Raw genomic sequence first — 22295 nt, 5'->3', positions numbered from 1 at the left:
CATTCACCGTCGTGTTGGAGCGCGATCCGGTCGTTGACGCCACGGTCACTGTCAGGGTGACCGACGGCGACCAGAAGGCCGTTTTCTCGGAGTGGTTTGCTGCGACCGAGACGGACTACATCAGGGTGGACACCGACACCGACGGTCTCCAGGACGAGCTCACGTTCACCGGCGGAAATTCTGGCAACTGGAATGTCCCACAGACGGTGCGGGTCTATGCGCTGTATGACGACGACGCCGACACCGATGCCCAGAACGACGACGAGTACACGATCGGTCTGCTCAACAACGCAGCGAGCGGCCCCTACAAGGCACAAGTCAAAACAGTCGATGAGCACTTCAGGCTGCGCGTCGCCGACGCCGGCCATGCGGTGGTGGTGTTGTCGGATTCCGTCTCGGTGCGTGAGGACGGTACCATCACCTATGAGGTGCAGTTGGCTTCTGATCCTGGCGGGACGGTGGTGGTGACGCCGATTTCGGGGGCGTCAGACACCGTGACCGTCAGCCCTGTGACACTGACGTTCGACTCGTCGAACTGGAATGAGCCTCAGCTGGTGACTGTCACCGGCGTCGGCGCAGGGTCGGTGTCGGTCACCCATGATGTGACGACTGGGACGACGGCCTATCCGATGTCTCTGACCATCGACAAGGTGGACGTGACGGTGGTCCCCTCTGACACGCCGTCGGTGTCGTTTGGGTCTTCGGGTGTCGTTGAGGTGTCGGAGGGTGATGGTGTGGTGGCGCGTTTGGGTGTGGTGTTGTCGGAGCCGTTGGGGTCGTCGGAGCGTTTGAGGGTGGCTTATTCGGTGTCGGGCACCGCGAGGGTGGGCACGGAGGCGAATAAGGCGGGCGCGGATGTGGTGGTGTCGCCTTCGGTGTTGATGCTGGAGGGTTACGTGGTGAGCAGCTCGCAGCCGGGCGGCGTGTCGCGCGGCGAGATCGTGGTGTCGTTGGTGGATGACGTGTGGGTGGAGGACGCCGAGACGGTGGTGGTGACGTTGTTGCCGTCTTCGGGTTACACGTTGGGTGAGCACACGTCGCGCACGGTGCGGATCGCCGATGACGACACCAAGCCGGAGGTGCTGTTGAGCGTCGACACCGACGAGGTGTCTGAGGGCGACGGGGCGACGAGGGTGAGGGTGCAGGCGCAGCTGTCAAACGAGTCGCGTTATGAGTCCGGCGATGTGGTGGTGTCGGTATCTGTGGATGGTTCGGGTGTTGAGGGCGCGGTGGGGTTCGCTGCGGTGGACGATTTCGATGTGACGATCCCTGCGGGTGCCGGGTCGGGGTCTGCGAGGTTCACGCTGACCCCCACAGCCAACGGGACTGATCAGCCTGACGAGGTGGTGTCTGTGTCGGCGTCTGAGGTGGCGCCTGCGGGTCTGGTGGTGCAACCGGCGTCGGTGCGGATTGCTGATGACGATCCGACGCCGGTGCGGTTTGGTGGCGGCGGGTTCGTTGTGGAGGGCGATTCGTCGTCTGCGACGGTGAGCGTGCAGCTCGGTCGTGCGCTGGGCGCGGGCGAGTCGTTGAGGGTGCCGCTGGCGATCACCGGCACCGATGTGGAGGCGGGCGATGTGGTGGTCGCCGATGGGGGCAGCGCGGGCGTGTCGGTGCAGGGCGGCAGCACTTTGGCGCCGGTGGTGGTGTTCACCGGTTCGGGCCAGCAGGGCGTGCAGGTGGATGCGGCGGAGCTGACGGTGGCCGCCGGCGATGATGCCGACGAGGTTCATGAGGTCGCGGTGTTCGCGCTGGCGGCTGGCGCGGCGAACGGTCCCAGTGGCGGTGTGGTGGTCGGGCCGGTCGGCGGCGAAGTGTCGGCATCCGCGTCGGTGCAGGTGTTCGACGACGACGCCACGGCGGCGGTGTTGGCGTGGCCGGGCTCGGTGAGCGTGACCGAGGGCGGCGGGGATGCTGCTTCTTCGGTGGTGCGGGTGCGGTTGAGCGAGCAGCCGGCCGGGGATGTGTCGGTGTCTGTGGCGTCGTGGGATGCGCTGGCAGTGCAGGTGTCGCCCGGTTCGTTGACGTTCACTGCGTCCAATTGGGACGATCCGCAGACGGTGACGGTGACCGCGGTCGACGACTTGGACACCGACGCCGAGTCGGTGCTGGTGGCGTTCACCGCGGCGGGCCACACGCCGGGTTCGGCGGGTGTGAGCGTGGCCGATGAGGCGTCGAAAGCGCCGACCTTGGCGAACGCCGTATTCGCTGCGGTGCCGGGCGATCTGAGCTTGGAGGAGAACGAAGGGGGCTCGGTGAATGTCGGTTCGCCGGTGACCGCAACCGACGCCGACGGCGACACGGTCACATATGCGTTGGAGGGCCCGTCGCAGGCGGCTGCGCCGACGGGCTTCAAGATCGATTCGGCGACCGGCCAGATCTCCTACGGGCCGATTGCCAATGATTTCGGCACGTTGACTCCGGTGCCGGGCGTGGACCGCGAGACCAGCCCGCAGGTCGCGTTGGTGGTGGTGGCGACCTCGATCGGCGCGGACGGCACGGCGACCGCGGTGCGCCAGCCGGTGTCGGTGACGGTGACCGACGTGAACGAGGACGAAGGCACGGCTGTGATCGCGGGCGTGCCGGTGGCGGGCCGATCGACGCTGACGGCTTCGGTGTCGGGCGATCCCGACGGCGACCCCGCGGCGGGCTCGTCGTATACGTGGGAGACCTCCGCGGACGGCAATATCGGGTGGACCGCCGCGACCGGCGTCGGTCATAGCACTGATTCGTATTCGGTGGCGGCCGCCGACGTGGGCCGGTATCTGCAGGTGACGGTGGGCTACACCGACGGCGGCGGCAACACAGAGTCGGTTACCTCAGCAGCGGTGGGTCCGGTGAAGACGCTGGGCTTGCTGAACGCCGCGGTGGAGGTCACCGCGGCGCTGGGCTCGGACGCGGATCACAGCAGCGACACCGCGGAGATCGAGGTGTCGTTGGACCCCGCCGTGCTCGGCGGCGAGACCGTCACCGTGCCGCTGAGCTTCACGGGCGGCACCCTCGGCACCGACTTCTCGTTGGCGGTGTCGGGCACTGGCATGTCGTTGAGCGGCTCGTCGGTGGTGTTCACCGGCCCCGCCGCAGCAAGATCGACCGTGGAGGTGTCCGCGACGTCGGCTGCGGTGCTGGCGGGCGTGTTGACGGTCGAGCCGGGCGAGGTCGTGGTGACGGGCGCAACGCTGGCTGACAAGGCGGGCAAGGCGGCGCTGGTGGGCGACGGGGCGGTGTTCACCGGTGCTGCGACCGAGCCGAAGCCGAAGCCGGATCCCGATCCGGTTGTGGTGACGCTGGCGCGCACTGACAGCGGCACGATCAGCGAGGCCGCGAGCGCGGCTGACCGCGCGGCGACGTTCACCGTCACGCTGAGCCGGGAGCTGGTGTCCAGTGAGCAGGTGTCGCTGCCGGTGGTGTTCTCGGGCACGGACATCACCGCGGGGGACTTCACGCTGGCGTTGACGACCGGGCAGGCGAACACAGGCGTGACGCTTTCCTCGTGGCCCCCGCTGGCGCCGGTGGTCAGCTTCTCCAAAGGCGCCCAGGTGGCATCGCTCACGGTGACCGCGGTCGACGACGTTCTCAACGAAGGCACGAGCGAGACACTGCGGGTCGCTCTGGGCGATCTCAGCGAGGTCCTCGACGAGTACCTCGCCGTGCCCGAGGGCGTGGAGGCGTACGACGACGGCGATCCCAGCACCGACGACAACGAGTTCGAGGTGGAGATCATCGACGCCCCCGTCGTGGCACGGGTGCTGGTCGACCCGATGGCGCTGACGGTGAGCGAGGGCGGCGTGACCGCCTCCTACACGGTGCGGCTCAACAGCGATCCCGGCGCTGCGGTGGTGATCACCCCTGCTTCGGACGACAACGCGACCGCCACGGTCAGCGGCCCGCTCACGTTCACCTCAAGCGACTGGGCCGTTCCGCAGGCCGTGACCGTGACCGGCGTCAAGGCGGGCAGCGCGACGATCTCCCACACCGTCACCACTGCTGCTGCCGACTACCCGGCGGACATGTCGATCCCGCAGGTCGAGGTGACGGTCAGCGCACTGGCGTCGCTCACCCTGACTGAGGGAACACCCGCGTCGCTGAAACCTTTCAATCTCAGTTCGCAGCCGACGCGCGACGTGCATCTGACGTTCACGTCGCTGTCGCCCGAATTGGTAATGATGAACACCCCCGGCGGCACCGCAGCAGCAGGTCAGACGCTGACGTTCACGCCCGAACTCTGGAACGTTTTCCAGACCGTCGTCTTCGAACCCGCCGACGACAGTGTCGACACGCCCGGCGGCATAAAGGCCACCGCGATCATCACCCGGACGCTTTCGTCTGAAGACCCCCGATACGCCGGTTTGACGCTCGCCGCTTGGGGGGCGACCATCCTCGACAACGACCCGACGGTGGCGAGCCTGGCCCGAAGCGACTCGGGCACCATCGCCGAAGGCGGCAGCGGCACCGCGGCCGGTGCCGAGTTCACGGTCACGCTGAGCCGTCCGCTGATCGCGGACGAGACGATCGAGGTGCCGCTGGTGGTCTCCGGCCCGGGAGTCGTCGCGGGCGATGTGGCCTTCGCCCTGTCGGGGAGCTCGAACCACGGCGTCACTGCGTCGGGCCTCACAAGCTCGCTGGCGCCCACGGTGACGTTCGCCGGCGACGGGGTCAACACGGTGCAGACAGCCACGGTCACCATGACCGCGGTCGACGACTCCAGCACCGAGGCGACCGAGTCGGTGACCGTCGCTCTCGGACCTGACGGCGGCGCGGCGAACGGCTTCGACTTGGCGGCACGGGCCACCGATGTGCGCGGCGGCGCCGACCCGGACCCCTCTGCCAACAGCTTCACGGTGAGCGTGACCGACAACGAGCCTGCCGCCGCAGCCGCCGACGCGGTGTTCGACGCCGTGCCCGCCGATCTGGTGATCGCCGAGAACGCAGACGGCTCGACCACCGCGGTGAAGGTGGGCTCGCCGGTGACCGCTACCGACATCAACGACGACACCGTCAGCTACACGCTCGAAGGCCGTTCCGGCGGGGCGACCCCGACAGGGTTCGTGATCGACTCGGCCACCGGCCAGATCTCCTATGAGGGCACCGGACTGGACTACGAGACCGCCGCTTCGGTTGCGATGACGGTGGTCGCCACCTCGGTGGGAGCGGACGGCTCGGCCACCGAGGTGCGTCAGGACATCACGGTGACGGTGGCCGACATCAACGAGGGCGCCGCCACCGTCACGGTGTCGGGCACCCCCATAGCAGGCCGCTCAACCCTCACCGGGTCGGTGTCGGGCGACCCCGACGGCGACCCGGCCGCAGTGGAGACCTACCGGTGGCAGGTCGCTCGCCAACTCGGTGCCGAATGGGAGTTGGCGCCCGGCGAGGGCGCCGCCACCGCTTCCTATCAGGTGGCCACCTCTGACGCTGGCCAGGTGCTGCGCCTGGAGGCCACATACAACGACGGCGCCGGCAACAGCGAGACCGTGGCCTCGACGCCGATGCTGGTCGGGGTGCTGGCCGCGCTGGAGGCGACGGTCACCGTCACCGAGGCGCTGAGTAGCGACGCCGACCGCACCAGCGACAAGGCCCTCGTCACCGTCACCTTGAGCGAGCCGCTGGTTGTCGGCGAGAGCGTGCAAGTCCAGGTCGACGTCGACGGCGGCGTGCGCCTCGACTACGACGCGACCATGGTCTCGGATGCGCCCGCGACCGTGCGGGTCGGCAGGTTCTTTAGACCCGACGCGCCGAACACGGGCGGGATCTCCGTGATCTTTGACGCCGACACGGCGGTGCCCCCGACCACTGCCACAGTGGAAGTTTCAGCCCTCAACGCCGCGGCGCTTCAAAAGAAGCTCACGCTCTCCTCGCCCAGGCTGTTGAACCCCCACCGAAGTCCGTCGCTGGAGGGCACCGAGCTCACCGCGTCGCTGATCGGCAGCCGCGTGCTGTTCACCGCCCAGCCCGCCCCTGTTCCGGTGTCGGTGACGTTGGCCCGTACCGACAGCGGGGCGATCTCAGAGGCCCCGAGAGCGGCCGCGGCGGCGCGTGAGGCGACGTTCACGGTCAGTCTGGGCCGGGCGTTGACTGCGGCTGAGAGGGTGGACGTGCCGCTGGTGCTGTCTGGCACGAACATCACCGCATCCGATGTGTCGCTGGCGCTCACGACCGGTGAGGCGAACACCGGTGTTTCGCTGTTGGAGGTGTCGTCGCTGGGCCCGGTGGTGCGCCTGTCGGGTGCGGGGGCTCAGGTGGCGGCGGTGTCGCTGTTCGCGTCGAACGACGCGGTCGACGAGAACGCTGAGACGTTGACCGTCGCGTTGGGTGACCTGTCGGCGGAGAGCCTGGGCACCCACGTGGCCGGCGGAGCAGCCGCCGGGGCAGGCGCGAACTCGTTCGATGTGACCCTCAACGATGACGACACAGCGGCGCTGTCGCTCACTCAATCGGGTCCGCTGCCGGGCCTGGTGCGAGTGAGCGAGCCTTCCGGCACCGCGACGGTGTCGGTGAGCCTGGAGTCTCAGCCCAACCACAGTGTGACCGTCACGGTCACGAGCGGTACTAGCTCGGCGCTTCTGGTGAGCGCGGGCGGCGCGCAGGCGTCGTCTGTGCAGTTGACGTTCACTGCGTCTGATTGGGGTGATCCGCAGCCGGTGAAGTTGCACGCAGTCGATGACGACACGGCGAACGCGGGCGGGCAGCGTGTGGTGTCGGTGGGCTTCACTGCGGCGAGCACCGACCCCAAGTACCAAGGCCTTTCCGAGTCGCTGTCGGCGGCGGTGCTCGACGACGAGGACAAGGCGCTGCCCGAGGTGCAGTTCACCAGCGACGCCTTCACCGCTTCGGAGGCTGCGGGCAGCCGGTCCGCGACGGTGACGTTGTCGCTGTCGCCGGCGCCGCTGGGTGGCGCGATGCTGCGGTACGCGACGTCCTATTCGGCCACCCCAGGCGACGACTACACGAAGCTGTCGCACAGAGTGTTGGTCCCGGCTGGCGCGACCACGGCGACGATCCCGGTCGTGGTGCTCGACGACACTGTCGATGAGCCGCCCGAGACGATTTGGCTGGAGCTCAGCGCCAACGACGACGACGGCTATCGGGTGGGTTCGACTGGGGTGACCACGGTCACGATCGTCGACGATGACGCCACGACCGTCGCTTTGGCGCGGTCCAGTGGCAGCGGCCCGATCCCCGAGGGCGGCACGGTGGACGTGACGGTGTCGCTGAGTCGTGAGTTGGCCGTGGGCGAAACCGCGGCGGTGCGTGTGCTCCTGCGATCTCCGGAGGATCCCGACAGTCCGGGACCCGAGAACCGCGGCACCGGCCTGACGGCGGCCGATGTGACCGTGTCGAAGAAGCAGGGCGCGGCGAACCGCAATGTGACGATCGGGTCGGTGTCGGGAACCGCCGGGGACTTATACGCGGTGGTCACTTTGGACGAAGGGGCTCAGATCGCGGAGCTGACGCTGACCGCAGCCGACGATCGCAACGATGAAACCGCAGCAGCCGATTCGGACTCGATGGTGGTGTCGTTGAGCCTCGCGAACGCGGTGGCTGACGGCACGAATCTGGGCGGCGGAGTCGTGCCGGCCGACGACGGCGACCCGGCCACGGTCGACAACAGCTTCGATGTGGAAGTCGTCGACGACGATGGCGCCGCGGGGCTGGTGATCGCCGAGACCGACGGCGGCACCCGTGTCAGCGAGAACAACGCTGCGGCGAAGGGAGCGTCGGACACCTACACGGTGCGGCTGGCGACCGACCCGTCAGCGACGGTCACGGTCACCGCGACGGTGACCGGCGGCGCGCAGGTGAGCGTGGACGACGGCGCGGCTGCTGCGTCGGCGCAGTTGACGTTCACCTCATCGGACTGGTGGATGCCCCAGACGGTGACGGTCACCGCCGCGTCCGACCAGAACGACAACACCGACAATGCGGGCTTCCGCTCGGGCAGCGTCACGCACACCGTGTCGGGTTACGGGGCCGTCACAGCGGGACCGCCGGTGCAGGTGGGCATCGTCGATGACGAGGCGACCACGGTGACCCTCTCGGGCGGCGGAACGGTGATCGAGGGCTCCAAGGGCACCGCGGATGTGACGGTGCGTCTGGGGCGGGCATTGGTGGCGGGTGAGGTGGCTGAGGTGCCGGTGACGGTGTCGAGCAACACCGGCGCGATCCTCGGTGGCCCGGCGCGGCTGTTGGAGCGCCGCCGGGCGCTGTCGTGGACGGCGTCGGGCACCGGTGTGACGCTCAAGGCCGACCCCATATCGAGTTCGGGGCCCTACAAGGCGCCCCTGGTGGTGCGCTTCGACCGTGCCGGCGCGCAGACCGCGACGATCACGTTCACCGCGGTGAACGGCGACAGCGACCACAACGACGAGACCGTGAACGTGAGCGTGCCCACCACCGGCACAGCGCTCAACACCGCGAACGAGAAACGCGAGACCAACCTCGCCGGCGGCCTGCAAGCAGGCAGACCGACACTGACCAGTATCTCCATCCGCGAGCCGGGCCAGCAGCGGGAGGCGAAACTCGCGGTTTCCGGCGGCGGCACGGTGGCCGAGGGCGGCGAGCTGACCGTCACTGTCACCCTCGACGCCAACGCGTCGGCGAACTTGGACATTCCGGTGCGGATGCGCACCACCGGGTTGCCCACCGCATCGACTGCCGATTTCACACTGTCCAATAACGGCATCGTGAGGATCAGCAGCGGCTCCAAGACAGGCACTGTCACGCTGACCGCCAACACTGACAGCATCACCGAGCCAGACGAGTTCCTGATCTTGGAGTTCGGGATCCTGCCCTCGCAAGTCGTCGCCGCCGACAACGGTGTCACCGCCAGAGTCACCATCACCGACGACGGCGCCGACCCCGCCACAGTGACCGTGACGATGTCTGCTTCTGACGGCGACCCCAACGGCGATGTGGTGGAGGGCGCGTCAGGCGCGGCGGGCTACAAGACGATCACTCTCGCGTTGGGTCGGGCGTTGACCGGTTCGGAGACGATCACCGTGCCGCTGACTGTGGTGGGTGCGACGGTGACCGCTGACTACGCGTTCGGGTTGCAGCCCACCTCACAGAACGGCGTGTCGCTCACGACCACCGGCGGGACGTATACGGCGCAGAACCCTGCGGTGGTGTTCAGTGCGGGGGCTTCGTCGGCGACGCTGCGGCTGGTGCCGGTGAACAAGTCGAGCGTCGACACCCAGCTCGCGGTGACGATCGATTTCGGCACGGTCACTCACACAGGCGTCGCGGGCGGTGTCGACACTCCTGCGGGCGGCCCGGTGAGTGTGATCATCGTGAACGACGAGTTGGTGGTGCCGGGCAACTGGCCGTTGAAGCCCGACGGTTTGGGCGAGCACGACACGTTCCGGCTGCTGTTCGTCACCACGGGAGGCAACGACGCGGTGCACTCCGATATCGGCACCTACAACGGCGATATCCACAATCAGATCCTCAGCGACAACCATGGGGGGGCGGCTCACGCGAGCATCAAGGACGGGTCGGTGGCCTCTTTCTTCCGGATCGTGGGCTGCACTGCGAACGTGTCGGCGCTGGTGAACACAGTGATGAACCACGGGCCGGGCTTTACCGATGGCTCGGTGTCGGCGACGTCTGACGGCGTGCCGATCTACTGGTTGAACGGCAACAAGCTGGCCGACAACTACTTCGACTTCTACGACGGAGACTGGGACGACGAGACCAACCCGAGGTCTCATACGGGAGGCTCGGTTTCGAGCAGCGGCCCTTACGCGACGGGCTGCGAAGACGACGGGACAATAGGCAGCATCACGTCTAGCCGCGGCCCTCTGGATGCATTTAACGGGCCTCCAAGTCATGCGCACGCCGGGATGTTGAACTCCAATGCTGCGAACCCGCTCCATGGTTCGGGGGTCAGCAAGCTCTCGATCGCAAGTCTCTTCTACGGGATTTCGCCGGTGTTCAAGGTCGGCGAGCCGTTCTTGGAGTTCTCGGCGGCGACATACTCCGCGGCTGAGGATGCCGGTACTGCCTCGGTGACGGTGACGTCGACGGCGGCGACGAAGACGGCCTTGACCGTCAACTACACGGTGACGGGCGGCTCGGCTGTTGCCGGGGACGATTACACGGCCCTGTCGGGGACGTTCACGTTCCCTGCGGGTGTCTCCAGTGCTGACCTCGATATCGCCATCACTGATGACATGGCACCGGAGGAAGATGAGACGATCTTGCTGCGCCTCGATGCCGGCACCGGCTATGGGCTGGAAAGCCAGACGACGACGACGTTCACGATCGAGGCGAACGACACGGTGACGGCGTCGTTGAGCAGCGACCATTACACGTTCTTGGAGAATGTCGGCAACGCAGCGATCACCGTCGAGCTGAGCCAGGCTGCGCCGTACCCGGTGCAGGTGACGGTGACCCCGACCAACGGCACCGCGACGGGCGCCGATTACAACAACAGCGCGGTGTCGGGCACGATCCCGATGGGTTCGACGTCGGTGGATATCAATATCCCGATCACCGACGACTCCGCCATCGAGAGCAGGGTGCGCGACGAGGAGTTCACTGTGGCGCTGACGGTGACGGCGCGTACGGGGCTCCAGCGGGGAACAGCGTCGGCGACGGTGGTAATAGCCGACGACGATTTCTCGCTCGGGGAGGTGATCAGAGGTTTCAGCAGCAGCGACCCGAGGATTGATGAGGGCGACTCGTTCACCTACTACGTGCGGCCCTCCACCAATCCGGGATCAGCGCAAACGGTGACGTTCACCGGCCAGGACGACGCGATCCTGGTGCTGGACGCCGATGCGGATACGGCCGGCGATCAGGCGACGCTCAACTTCGATTCGAGCAACTGGTACATCCAGCGGGCGGTGACCGTCACCGCGCCGCAGGACCCCGACGGCCGCGGCGGGCGCGTGGACCTCAAGGCGAGCGGGCTCGGCGGCTTCTCGACATCGACGGTGACCGTCGTCGAGGACGAGGTGGCTGTCGAACTGTTCGTCGAGCGGGTCAGCGTGAACGAGGGCGACCGCATCAAGGTGACCGTGAAGATCGGCAGCGTTCAGCCTGAAATAGCGAACATTCCGGTGCTGGTACACACCGACAACACCCCCGACCCAACGGTGTGCCCGGCCGGCACCGCCGACGACTCGACCGATTACACACTGCAACGCGACCACGGGAACTGGAAGTTCTTCAATGTGCCGGCAGGCCAGACAGAGCGCACCAAGATGTTCATCGCACACGACGACAACGCCGCTGAGGTGCCCGAGACGGCGATTTTGTGCTTGGGCAATCCGTCGAAAATCCAAGGCAAGGTCGTGTTCGGCCACGGCCACCAGCACCGCGCCGAGATCACCATCTACGACGCGGTCACCACCGAGTCAGACAGTTCCTATGAGGTTCCGTCTAACTGGGCGCTGAAGCCCTCGGGGCTGACCGCCGGTGACAAGTTCCGGCTGCTGTTCGCGACCTCGGGCCGCCGCGATGCCACCTCAACGGACATCGCCGATTACAACGAGTTCGTGCAGCGGGCCGCAGGGTCCGCCGACGCGCACGCGCAGATCCGGCTCTACAGCGGCACGATCACGGCGTTGGCCTCCACCGCGTCGACAGATGCCCGCGACAACACGTCCACCACCGGCACCGGCGAGACGATCTATTGGCTCAACGGCGCGAAGCTGGCCGACAACTACGCCGACCTCTACGACGGGAGCTGGGACAACCGCACCGCCAAGAACGAGAAAGGCGACACCGACGGCAGCTACCGGCTGGTATGGACCGGCAGCAACGCCAACGGCACCAAACACGCCACCGAGTCGTTGGGCGCCACGCCTCGGGCCGCGGTCGGCAACGTCAACTCCTCCTACCCACCGATCCTCTACACCGGCGCAGGAAACAACGACCGCGCCCGCACCGACCAGCACCGCCTCTACGGCCTGTCGCCGGTGTTCACCGTGGCAGCAGCGCCGGTTGGGCCGTCGGTGTCGTTTGTGAACTCGAAGGATGTGTCGGTTGTGGTGGCGGAGCTTCTGGCTGGTGATGCGGCGCGGCTGCGTGTCCGCTTGTCGGAGCCGGTGCCGAGGGACTCTTCGTTGTCGGTGGTCTATTCGGTGTCGGGCACCGCCACCGCCGGAACCGACTACGCCGCGCTCAGCGGCACCTTGGTGATGGGCCCGGGCAAGTCGAGCGGCGAGATCGTGGTGCGCCCGATCGATGACGTGTGGGTGGAGGACGCCGAGTCGGTGGTGGTGACGCTGATGTCGGGCACCGGTTACACGCTGGGCGAGAACACAGTGGGAAAGGTGCAGATCACCGACGACGACGCGGTGCCCGATGTGGTGTTGAGCGCTGATGTCGATGAGGTGGCTGAGGGCGCTGGCGCGGTCGATGTGACGGTGCGGGCGGAGCTGTCGAACGAGTCGCGCTACGAGTCCGATGTGGTCGTGACGGTGAGCGTTTCGGGCTCGGGCGTCTCCGGGGCGGTCGGCTTCGCGGAGATGGCCGATTTCGATGTGACGATCCAGAAAGGCTGGTCGTTCGGCCGCAGGACGTTCACGCTCACCCCCGAAGCCGACCAGACCGATGAGCCGTCCGAGACAGTGACCCTGTCGGCGTCTGCGGTGTCGCCTGCTGGTCTGGTGGTGACTCCGGCGTCGGTGCGGATCGCTGATGACGACGCGGCGGCGGTGCGGTTCGGCGGCGGCGGGTTCGCGGCGGAGGGCGATGCGTCGTCGTCGGCGACGGTGAGCGTGCGGCTGGGCCGCGTGCTGGGCGCGGGCGAGTCGTTGAGGGTGCCGCTGGCGATCACCGGCACCGATGTGGAGGCGGGCGATGTGGTGGTCGCCGATGGGGGCAGTGCGGGCGTGTCGGTGCAGGGCGGCAGCACGCTGTCGCCGGTGGTGGTGTTCACCGGTTCGGACCAGCAGGGCGTGCAGGTCGATGCGGCGGAGCTGTCGGTCACCGCCGGGCAGGATGCCGACGAGGTTCATGAGGTCGCGGTGTTCGGTTTGGCGCCCGGGGCGGCGACCGGTCCCGGTGGCGGTGTGGTGGTCGGCGACGGCGTGTCGGGTTCGGCGTCGGTGCAGGTCGTGGACGACGACGCGACCGCGGCGGCGGTCTTGGCGTGGCCCGGCGCGGTGAGCTTGGTCGAGGGCGGCGGGGATGCTGCTTCTGAGGAGGTGCAGGTGCGCCTCGGCTCACAGCCGGGCGGGGATGTGTCGGTGTCGGTGGTGTCGTTAGATGTGCTGGCGGTGCGGGCGGCGCCCGGTTCGTTGACGTTCACCACATCTGATTGGGACGATCCGCAGCCGGTGACGGTGACCGCGATCGACGACTTGGACACGACCGCCGAGTCGGTGACGGCGGCGTTCACTGCGCCGGGCCACACCGCGGGGTCGGTGGGTGTGTCCGTCGCAGATGGGGTGTCGAAAGCCCCGACCTTGGCGGACGCCGTGTTCAACACGGTGCCGGGCGATTTGGCGTTGGCGGAGAACAATCAGGGCCCAGTGGATGTCGGTTCTGCGGTGACGGCGACCGACGCAGACGGTGACCTGGTCACATACACGCTGGAGGGCCCGTCGCAGACAGCGCCGCCGGTCGGGTTCACGATCGATTCGGCGACCGGCCAGATCTCCTACGGGCCGATACCCAATAACTTCGGCAGCACGACGCCGGTGCCGGGCCTGGACCGCGAGACCAGCCCGCAGGTCGCGTTGGTGGTGGTGGCGACCTCGAACGGCGCGGACGGCAGCGCGACCGCGGTGCGCCAGCCGGTGTCGGTGACGGTGACCGATGTGGACGAGGGCGAAGGCACGGCTGTGATCGCGGGCGTGCCGGTGGCGGGCCGCTCGACGTTGACGGCGTCGGTGTCTGGCGATCCCGACGGCGACCCCGCGGCGGGCTCGTCGTATGCATGGGAGGTGTCGGCGGACGGCAGCACCGGGTGGGCGGCGGCGACCGGTGACGGTCACAGCACTGCTTCGTATTCGGTGGCGGTTGGTGACGCGGGCAGGTATTTGCGTGTGACGGTGGGTTATGTCGATGGCGGCGGCAACACCGAGTCGGTTGTCTCAGCAGCGCAGGGTCCGGTGAAAACCCCGTTGGAATCGGCGAGTTTGTTGAACGCTACGGTCGAGGTCACCGCAGCGCTGGGTTCGGACGCGGACCACACCAGCGACGCTGCCGAGATTGAGGTGTCGTTGGACGCCGCTGTGCTGTCTGGTGAGTCGGTGAGGGTGCCGCTGAGCTTCACCGGCGGCACGCTGGACACTGATTTCACTTTGGCGGTGTCGGACACTGGTGTGACCTTGGACGGCTCGTCGGTGGTGTTCACCGGCCCCGCCGCAGCCAAAGCGACTGTGGAGGTGACCGCGGCGTCGGCTGCGGTGCTGGGTACCGAGTTGACCGTCGCGGCGGGTTCAGCGGCGACGTCCAGCGTCTCGGGCCTGACAGTCAAGGCGGCGTTGGTGGGCGACGGGGCGGTGTTCACCGGCACGGCGACCGAGCCGAAGCCGAAGCCGAAGCCGGATCCCGATCCGGTGACGGTGACGGTGACGCGTACTGACAGCGGCGCCGTCTCAGAGGACCCCAACGCAGCCGCCACGGCGCGTCAGGCGACGTTGACGGTGACGTTGGGTCGGGTGTTGGCGGCTGGTGAGAGGGTGGATGTGCCGTTGGTGCTGTCGGGCAGCAACATCACTGCTTCGGATGTGGCGTTGTCGTTGACGTCGGGGGAGTCGAACACGGGTGTGTCATTGTTGGAGGTGCCGTCGCTTGACCCGGTGGTGCGCCTGTCAGGCGCGAGGGCTCAGGTAGCGGCGGTGTCGCTATCAGCGGCCAACGACGCGGTCGACGAGGATGCTGAGACGTTGACGGTGGCGTTGGGGGATATGTCGGCGTCGAGTCTGGGCACGAACGTAGCCGGGGGTGTGCAGGCGGGGGCGGGAGCGAACTCCTTTGACGTGACGGTCAACGATGATGACACGGCAGGGCTGAAGACGGCTGCTGTTGGGGGTGTGTTGCGGTTGTCGGAGCCGTCGGGGAGCGACACGCTGTTGGTGGCGTTGAAGTCGCAGCCGACCAGCGATGTGACGGTCACAGTCGCCAGCGGTGACTCGTCGGCGCTTTCGGTCAGCACCGCGGGCGGCGCGAAGGCGGCGTCGGTGCAGTTGACATTCACGCCGGTCAAGTGGTTGGTGTCGCAGGCGGTGACGGTGCACGCGGTGGACGACGATGTCGACAACGCCGGGAATGTGCGTGATGTGGTGGTGACGGTGTCGTCGTCGAGCAGCGACGCGAAATATGGGGGCCTGTCCGAGACGGTGGCTGCAAGGGTGGCCGACGACGACGGGCCTGTGTTGCCGCAATTTCAGTTCACCAGCGCGGCCTACACGGCGGGCGAGGCTGCGGGGGAGCGGGCCGTGTCGCTGGGGTTGAGCGTGTCGCCGGCGCCGACTGCAGCGTTGACGGTGCGTTACACGGTGACCGGAACCGCCGTGTCGGGCGATGACTTCACGGCACTGTCGGGCATCGTGACGGTTCCGGCGGGCGCGACCGCTACGTCGGTCCCGATAACGGTGCTCGACGACACGGTCGATGAGCCGTCGGAGACGGTCGTGGTGACCCTCGGCATCGCCGACGCCTACCGGCTCGGTTCGACTAGCGCGGCCACGGTGACGATCACAGACGACGACGCCACTGTGGTGCGTTTGGCGCGGGTCGACAGCGGCCCGATTGCCGAGGGCGAGACGACAGGCGCGAAGGCGGACGCGGAGTTCACAGTCACGCTGGGGCGTGCGCTCGCGGTGGGCGAGGTTGTTGAGGTGCCGTTGGTGCTGTCTGCGTTGAAGAACTCGGGCAGCGACGTCACCGCAGCGGACGTGGACGTGGCGACCAAACCGGGCGGCACGCTCAACAAGGGCGTAACGGTCGGCGCTGGCGCCTCGTTGACGCCGACGGTGACGTTCACCGGCCACGCCACCGACGTGGTGCAGGTTGCGACGCTGCTGTTGACGTCGCCTGATGACAGCGTGCAGGAGCTCCAGGAGAAGGTCACCGTCGCGCTCGGCCCCGCCGACGCGACGGCCAACGGGTTCGGTCATTCGGGGCGGGCGACGAATGTGGGCGGCGGCGCGGTTCCGCATCGTTCGGCTGATTCGTTCGATGTGGCGGTGTTCGACGGTGCTGCGGTGGTGGTGACTTTGTCGGGCGGGGGCCGTTTGTTGGAGGGCTCCAAGAACAGCGTGACGGTGACCGTGGAGCTGGGCCGGGTCTTGGCGGCTGGTGAGGTTGCTGAGGTGCCGGTGACGGTGCAGAGCCTGTCCAAGTCGATCCTGTCGGGTCCGGCGCGGTTGTTGGAGCGGGTGCGGGCGTTGTCGTGGTCGGCGACGGGCACTGGGGTGACCCTCAAGTCTGATCCGCTGGCGCGCTCTGATCTGTACAAGGCCGCGTTGCTGCTGCGTTTCGACGGTGCCGGCGCGCGGACCGCGACGATCACGTTCACCGCCGAGAACGGCGACACGGACCGTCTCAATGAGCGGATAACGGTGCGGATCCCCTCCACCGGGAACGCGCTCAACGCGGTAGCCCGCGAAACCAACGTGGGGGGCGGCCTGTCGGTGGGGAGCCCGTCGTTGGCCGCGGTCAACTTGTTCGAGCCTGGCAACGAGCTCGAAGCCACCCTCGCCGTGGACAACAACGGCACCGTCGCGGAGGGCGGCTCGTTGATGGTCACGGTGACCCTCGACGCCAACACCGACACCGAGGTGGACATTCCGGTGCGGAAGCGCACTTCGGGCTTGCCGACCGCGTCGGCGGCCGATTTCACACTGTCCAACAACGGCATCGTGAGGATCAGCAGCGGCACCAAAACGGGCACTGTCACCCTCGACGCCAACACCGACAGCATCACAGAGCCAGACGAGTTCCTGATCCTCGAGTTCGGATCCCTGCCCGTCGGCATCGTCGCCGCCGACCTGGGCATCACCGCCAGGGTCACCATCACCGATGCCGCCTACGCGGCCCTGCCGGAAATCTCCATCGAAGCGGGCACTACGCCGGTGACTGAGGGCACCGCGGCGGAGTTCACGGTCACCGCAGGCACTGCCCCCACCGCCGACCTCACGGTCACCGTCAACGTCGCCGACGCAGCGAGGTCCGATTTCGTCGCTGCCGGCGACGAGGGGAACCACACTGTCACCATCAGAGCGACCGAGACCGACGCCACCCTGTCGATCTCCACGACCGCGGACAGCATCGACGAGCCCGACGGCGACATCACCGGAATAGTCAAAGCCGGCACCGGCTACCGGGTGTCGACCACCGACGACACCGCGAAAGTCACGGTCAACGACGACGACGCCAACAATGTGCCCACCGCGGCCACTGCGATCCCCGACCAGACCGCAAAAGCAGGCACCGCGTTCACCTACACGTTCCCGCCGGGCACGTTCACCGACGCCGACGGCCACAGCCTCACCTACACCGCCACCAAAGCAGACGGCACCGCTTTGCCGGGCTGGCTGACGTTCACGGCGGGAACCCGAACGTTCACAGGCACACCACAGACAGCCGATATCGGCACGCTGTCGGTGAAAGTGACCGCCAATGACAGCAACGGCGGCATGGTCAGCGACACGTTCGACATCGCCGTGGGCGCGGCCGACGGTGTGACCCTCTCGGTGTCTGCTCTCACCCTCACCGAGCTCGGCAGCGCCACCGACGCGGTGAAGTCTTACACGGTGGTGCTCGACACCGACCCGGGCGCGAACGTGACCGTCACTGTCACCTCCGAAGACACGACAGCGGTGGTGGTAGACACCGACAGCACCACCGCGGGCGACCAGACCACGCTCACGTTCACTCACGGCAGTTCCGGCAACTGGAGCTCGGCGCAGACGGTGACTTTGCGTGCTGTGAACGACGGCGACGCCGCCGCTGAAACTGTCGCCGTCTCGCACGCCGCAGCGGTGTCCGATACCGGCAATCCGTACCACGGGATCGATATCGGTAATGTGTCGGTGACCACCGTCGACGCCGGCCACGGCGTGGTCGTGTCCAAGGCCGCCGTGTCAGTGGCCGAGAACGACGGCACCGACACCTACACCATCGTGCTGAAGAGCCAGCCCGGCGGCTCGCTGGTCATCACACCGACATCGGACGCCGCTGCGAGCGCGGCGGTGTCGGGCGCTCTGACGTTCACCAACTCAAACTGGTCGACGCCGCAGACGGTGACGGTGACCGGCAAGGGCGCCGGGTCGGCCACCATCAGCCACGCCGTGACCACCCCCACCAGCGGCTACCCGACCAGCACGCCGGTCACGTCGGTGTCGGCGACGGTGACCAATGTCGCCCCGACGGTAGCCAACCAGATCCCCAACCAGGCGGCCACCGTAGGCACCGCGTTCACCTACACGTTCCCAGCGAACACGTTCGCCGATGCGGGCAGCCTGACCTACACCGCCACCAAGTCCGACAACACCGCCCTGCCGGACTGGCTGACGTTCACGCCGGGCACCCGCTCGTTCTCGGGCACGCCGCAGTCCGGTGATGCGGGCACACTGTCGGTGAAGGTGACCGCCAATGACAGCAACGGCGGCATGGTCTCCGACACGTTCGACATCGTCGTGTCCGCCGCGGCGGCTGTGCCGGTGCTGAGCTTTGGCTCGGCGGCGTACAGCGGCGGTGAGGGCGGCGGCTCGATCGATGTGACGGTGAACGCGGACAGGGCGCCGTCGAGCGACGTGACAGTGAATCTGTCGGCGGCGAACGGCACCGCGACCGGTGGCGGCGTCGACTTCACTGCGCCGGAAACGACGTTCACGTTCCGATCGGGTCAGTCGTCAGAGACGATCAGCATCACCATCGTCGATGACCAGATTCTGGAGAACCACGAGACCTTCACCGTGACGCTGGGCGCCGCCAGCGATTCCAGCTACACGGTGGGCTCGCAGTCGTCAACCACGGTGACGATCACCGACGATGACAGCGTGACGGTGAAGCTTCAGCACGCGACCCGAAGTGTCGCCGAGGGCGACGGGACTGTGGTCATCCGCGTCGAGAAGGAAGGCGACGCAGACATCTCGGTGCTGACGACCCTCACGATGACCGACGGCACCGCGACCGGCGGATCCGACGCCACCGCTGCGGGGGTCGACTACGACGACGACACGATCACGCCGGCCACGATTCCCGCCGGCGTCAGCAGCATCGACTTAGCCATCGACGTCAACGACGACACCGAGGTTGAGGCTTCGGAGACGTTCACGGCGGCGCTGACAGTGGTCGGAGGTCAGCGTGGAGTCACACTGGGATCTCCGTCGTCGGCGACGGTGACGATCACCGACAACGACGCGGCGAACAATGCGCCGACGGTCGCCAACGCGATTCCCAACCAGGCCGCGACCGCAGGCACGGCGTTCAGCTACGCATTCGCGGCCAACACGTTCAACGACGCTGACGGTGACGCTCTCACCTACACCGCAACCAAGTCCGACGGCAACGCTTTACCGGGCTGGCTGTCGTTCACTCGGGGCACCCGCACGTTCTCAGGAACGCCGCAGCCGGCAGATGCGGGCACGGTGTCGGTGAAGGTCACAGCGTCTGACGGCAACGGCGGCATGGTCAGCGACACTTTCGACATCGACGTGTCCGCGCCGACGCCGTCCGTGCCGGTGGTGTCGTTCGGCTCGGCTACCTATGGGGGCGGCGAGGCCGCAGGGTCTCGCTCGGTGTCGGTGACGGTGAACGTCGATCAGGCGCCGACAACGAATCTGCCGGTGCGCTTCACGGTGTCGGGCACAGCGACCGCGGGAGCCGACTACACGGCACTGGGGACGACGGTGACGATCCAGGCGGGGGCCACGTCCGCTGTGGTGGTGGTGTCGATCACAGATGATTCGGTGGGCGACGCGTCGGAGACGGTGGTGCTGACGTTGGTCGACGGCGCGGCCTACGACGTGGGCGATGTGGGTGTGGCGACGGTGACGATCGCTGATGACGACGCGGTCGGGCTGGTGTTGTCAGTCACCAAGCTGGACATCGCCGAGGGCCGTCAGGCGGCGTTCAAGGTGAAGCTGGCGTCGGAGCCGACCGGGATCGTGCAGGTGGACGTGTCGCTGCCGGCGATGCTTGTGGCTGCCGGGAAGGCGTCGTTGAGCCAGCGGACAGGCGGGAACCCTCAGTCGCAGAAGCTGAGCTTCTTGTTTGTGCGCGCAGATGAGTGGCAGACGGTGGTGGTCAACGCCCATGAGGACGACGACACCACGAATGAGACGACGACGCTGTCTTTGGTGGCGTCGGGCGGTGGTTACGAAGGGGTGACAGCAGAGTTGTCGGTGAAGGTGATTGACACGCCGTATCCGGCGTCGTGGACCGATTTCGCGGATCTGACGGTGTACAAGGGCGACGCGACCAAACCGATCGATGTGGCCGAGTCGAAAGGCTGGGCGCATTTCGCGGTGATCCGGGCACGCACATGGACCGGGGAGGGACAGTTCCCGGCCAATTTTGAGCAGATCCCCGACCCGTGGGGGTTCGAGCTGTGCTTCGGCGGCACCGCGGCGCTTCATGTCGACTATCAGGTCCGCAACCGGTTCAACCGTCCCCTGCGGCTCGACGGGAACTGTTCGTACCACAACGTGAAAGCCGACGGCACCGGGATGGACGCCGGCCAGGACCGGGCCCATTTCTATCTGCGGGTCTATGACGACGCCCATGAGGACTCCGGCGAGACGATCGAGATCACGCTGCACAAACCGCACAACACGAGCCTGTTCCGCGGCGGCGGCTACGAGTTGACCTACGTGATCCGCAACCACGACCTGCTCGCCCCGCCTGAACCCCGAGCATCGATCGCTACGAACAGCGGCACGGTCACAGAAGGAGCCAAAGCCAAGTTCGCGGTGCAGATCAGCCCATCGCCCGCAAACGGCGACCCGACACCGGTGACGGTGGAGCTGACGGGCGCCGACGGGTTCCTGGCCGCGGACCAGCCGCGTACTGTCACCGTAAACGTGCCCGTTACCGGGGTAGCCACGTTCGAAATACCCACTATTGGCGACAGCGCCCGCGAGAGCGACGGGCAGATCACCGCCACGGTCGTCGACGGCGTCGGCTATGAGCCCGACCCCGACCACGCCGCCGCGACGGTCGCGGTGCGAGACGATGACGCCGACGGCGCAGCACCTGTCGTGTCGATCGCCGCCGACACAGCGTCGATCACCGAAGGCGACACCGTCGGCTACACGATCACCGCCGACCCCGCCCCCACAGCTCCGCTGGAAGTGACCATCACCGTCACTCAGGACGGCAACTGGGGCGCCAGAACCGGGACGCGCACCGTCACCATCGGCACCACAGGCACTGCCGCTGTCGCGATCAGCACCACCGACGACACCAGCCACGAGGCCGACGGGGCGATCACCGTGGCCATCGACGACGACTACGAATACGACCGCCATCCCACCGCCGCGACCGCCACGGTGACGGTCACCGACGACGACGTCGCCCTGCCGCAGGTGTCCATCGCCGACGCCGCAGCCACAGAAACCGACCGGTACATCGGCTTCGACATCACCCTCGACAAGCCCGCTGCCCAAGACGTCACCGTTTCGATCAGCCTGCGCGACGGCACAGCCAAATCCGGCACCGACTACATCAGCCTCGCCACCACAGCACACATACCCGCCGGCCACACCAGCGTCCGCCACGAGGTCTACATCTTCGGCGATAACACCCCCGAACCCACAGAAACCTTCACCGCCCTCATCCACCGCGTCACGGGCCCCGCCCAACCCCACCCCACCCAGAACACCGCCACCGGCACCATCACCGAAACCTCTCAACCCCACCAGAACGCCCAGCAAGATCAGCAAGACACCGACACTGACGACACCGACGACGGGCAGGAAACCGACAACGGCGACGACACCGGCCAGGACACTGATACCGAAGATCCCCAGCAGGACCAGCAAGACACCGACACTGACGACACCGACGACGGGCAGGAAACCGACAACGGCGACGACACCGGCCAGGACACTGATACCGAAGATCCCCAGCAGGACAGCGACGACGACCCGGCACCGCACTGCGCCCTGCCCGACGACGCCGTCACCGTCGCCGAGATCACCCAATGGCGCGACGCGCTCACCGACACAGCCGGGATCAAGCGCTTCAACCGCGTCCTCGCCACGCTCGGCGTCGACACCGGCCAGACCCCCATGACCGCCGATCAAGCCCAAGACGTCGCCGACTGGCTCAAGAACACCCGCTGGGACCGCATCTCGCGCACTCTCGCGGCCCTCGCCCAATGCTGA

General features: G+C 67.3%; 1 protein-coding gene (only partly in view). It reads left to right on the top strand.

Going from position 1 to position 22295, the window contains the following annotated elements:
• Positions 1-22295, top strand: partial view of a Calx-beta domain-containing protein gene (locus ACOOF5_RS05875; RefSeq protein WP_420437547.1) — the 3' end only. It extends 30955 nt beyond the left edge of the window; 22295 of the gene's 53250 nt are visible here — the last part of the coding sequence; its start codon lies beyond the left edge, outside the window; its stop codon occupies positions 22293-22295.

Source organism: Candidatus Poriferisodalis sp. (assembly GCF_965214215.1).
In the GTDB taxonomy this organism is placed as follows: Bacteria; Actinomycetota; Acidimicrobiia; order Acidimicrobiales; family Poriferisodalaceae; genus Poriferisodalis.
Note: the sequence above shows the minus strand (reverse complement) of the source record. Positions and strands in the feature narration are given on the sequence as shown.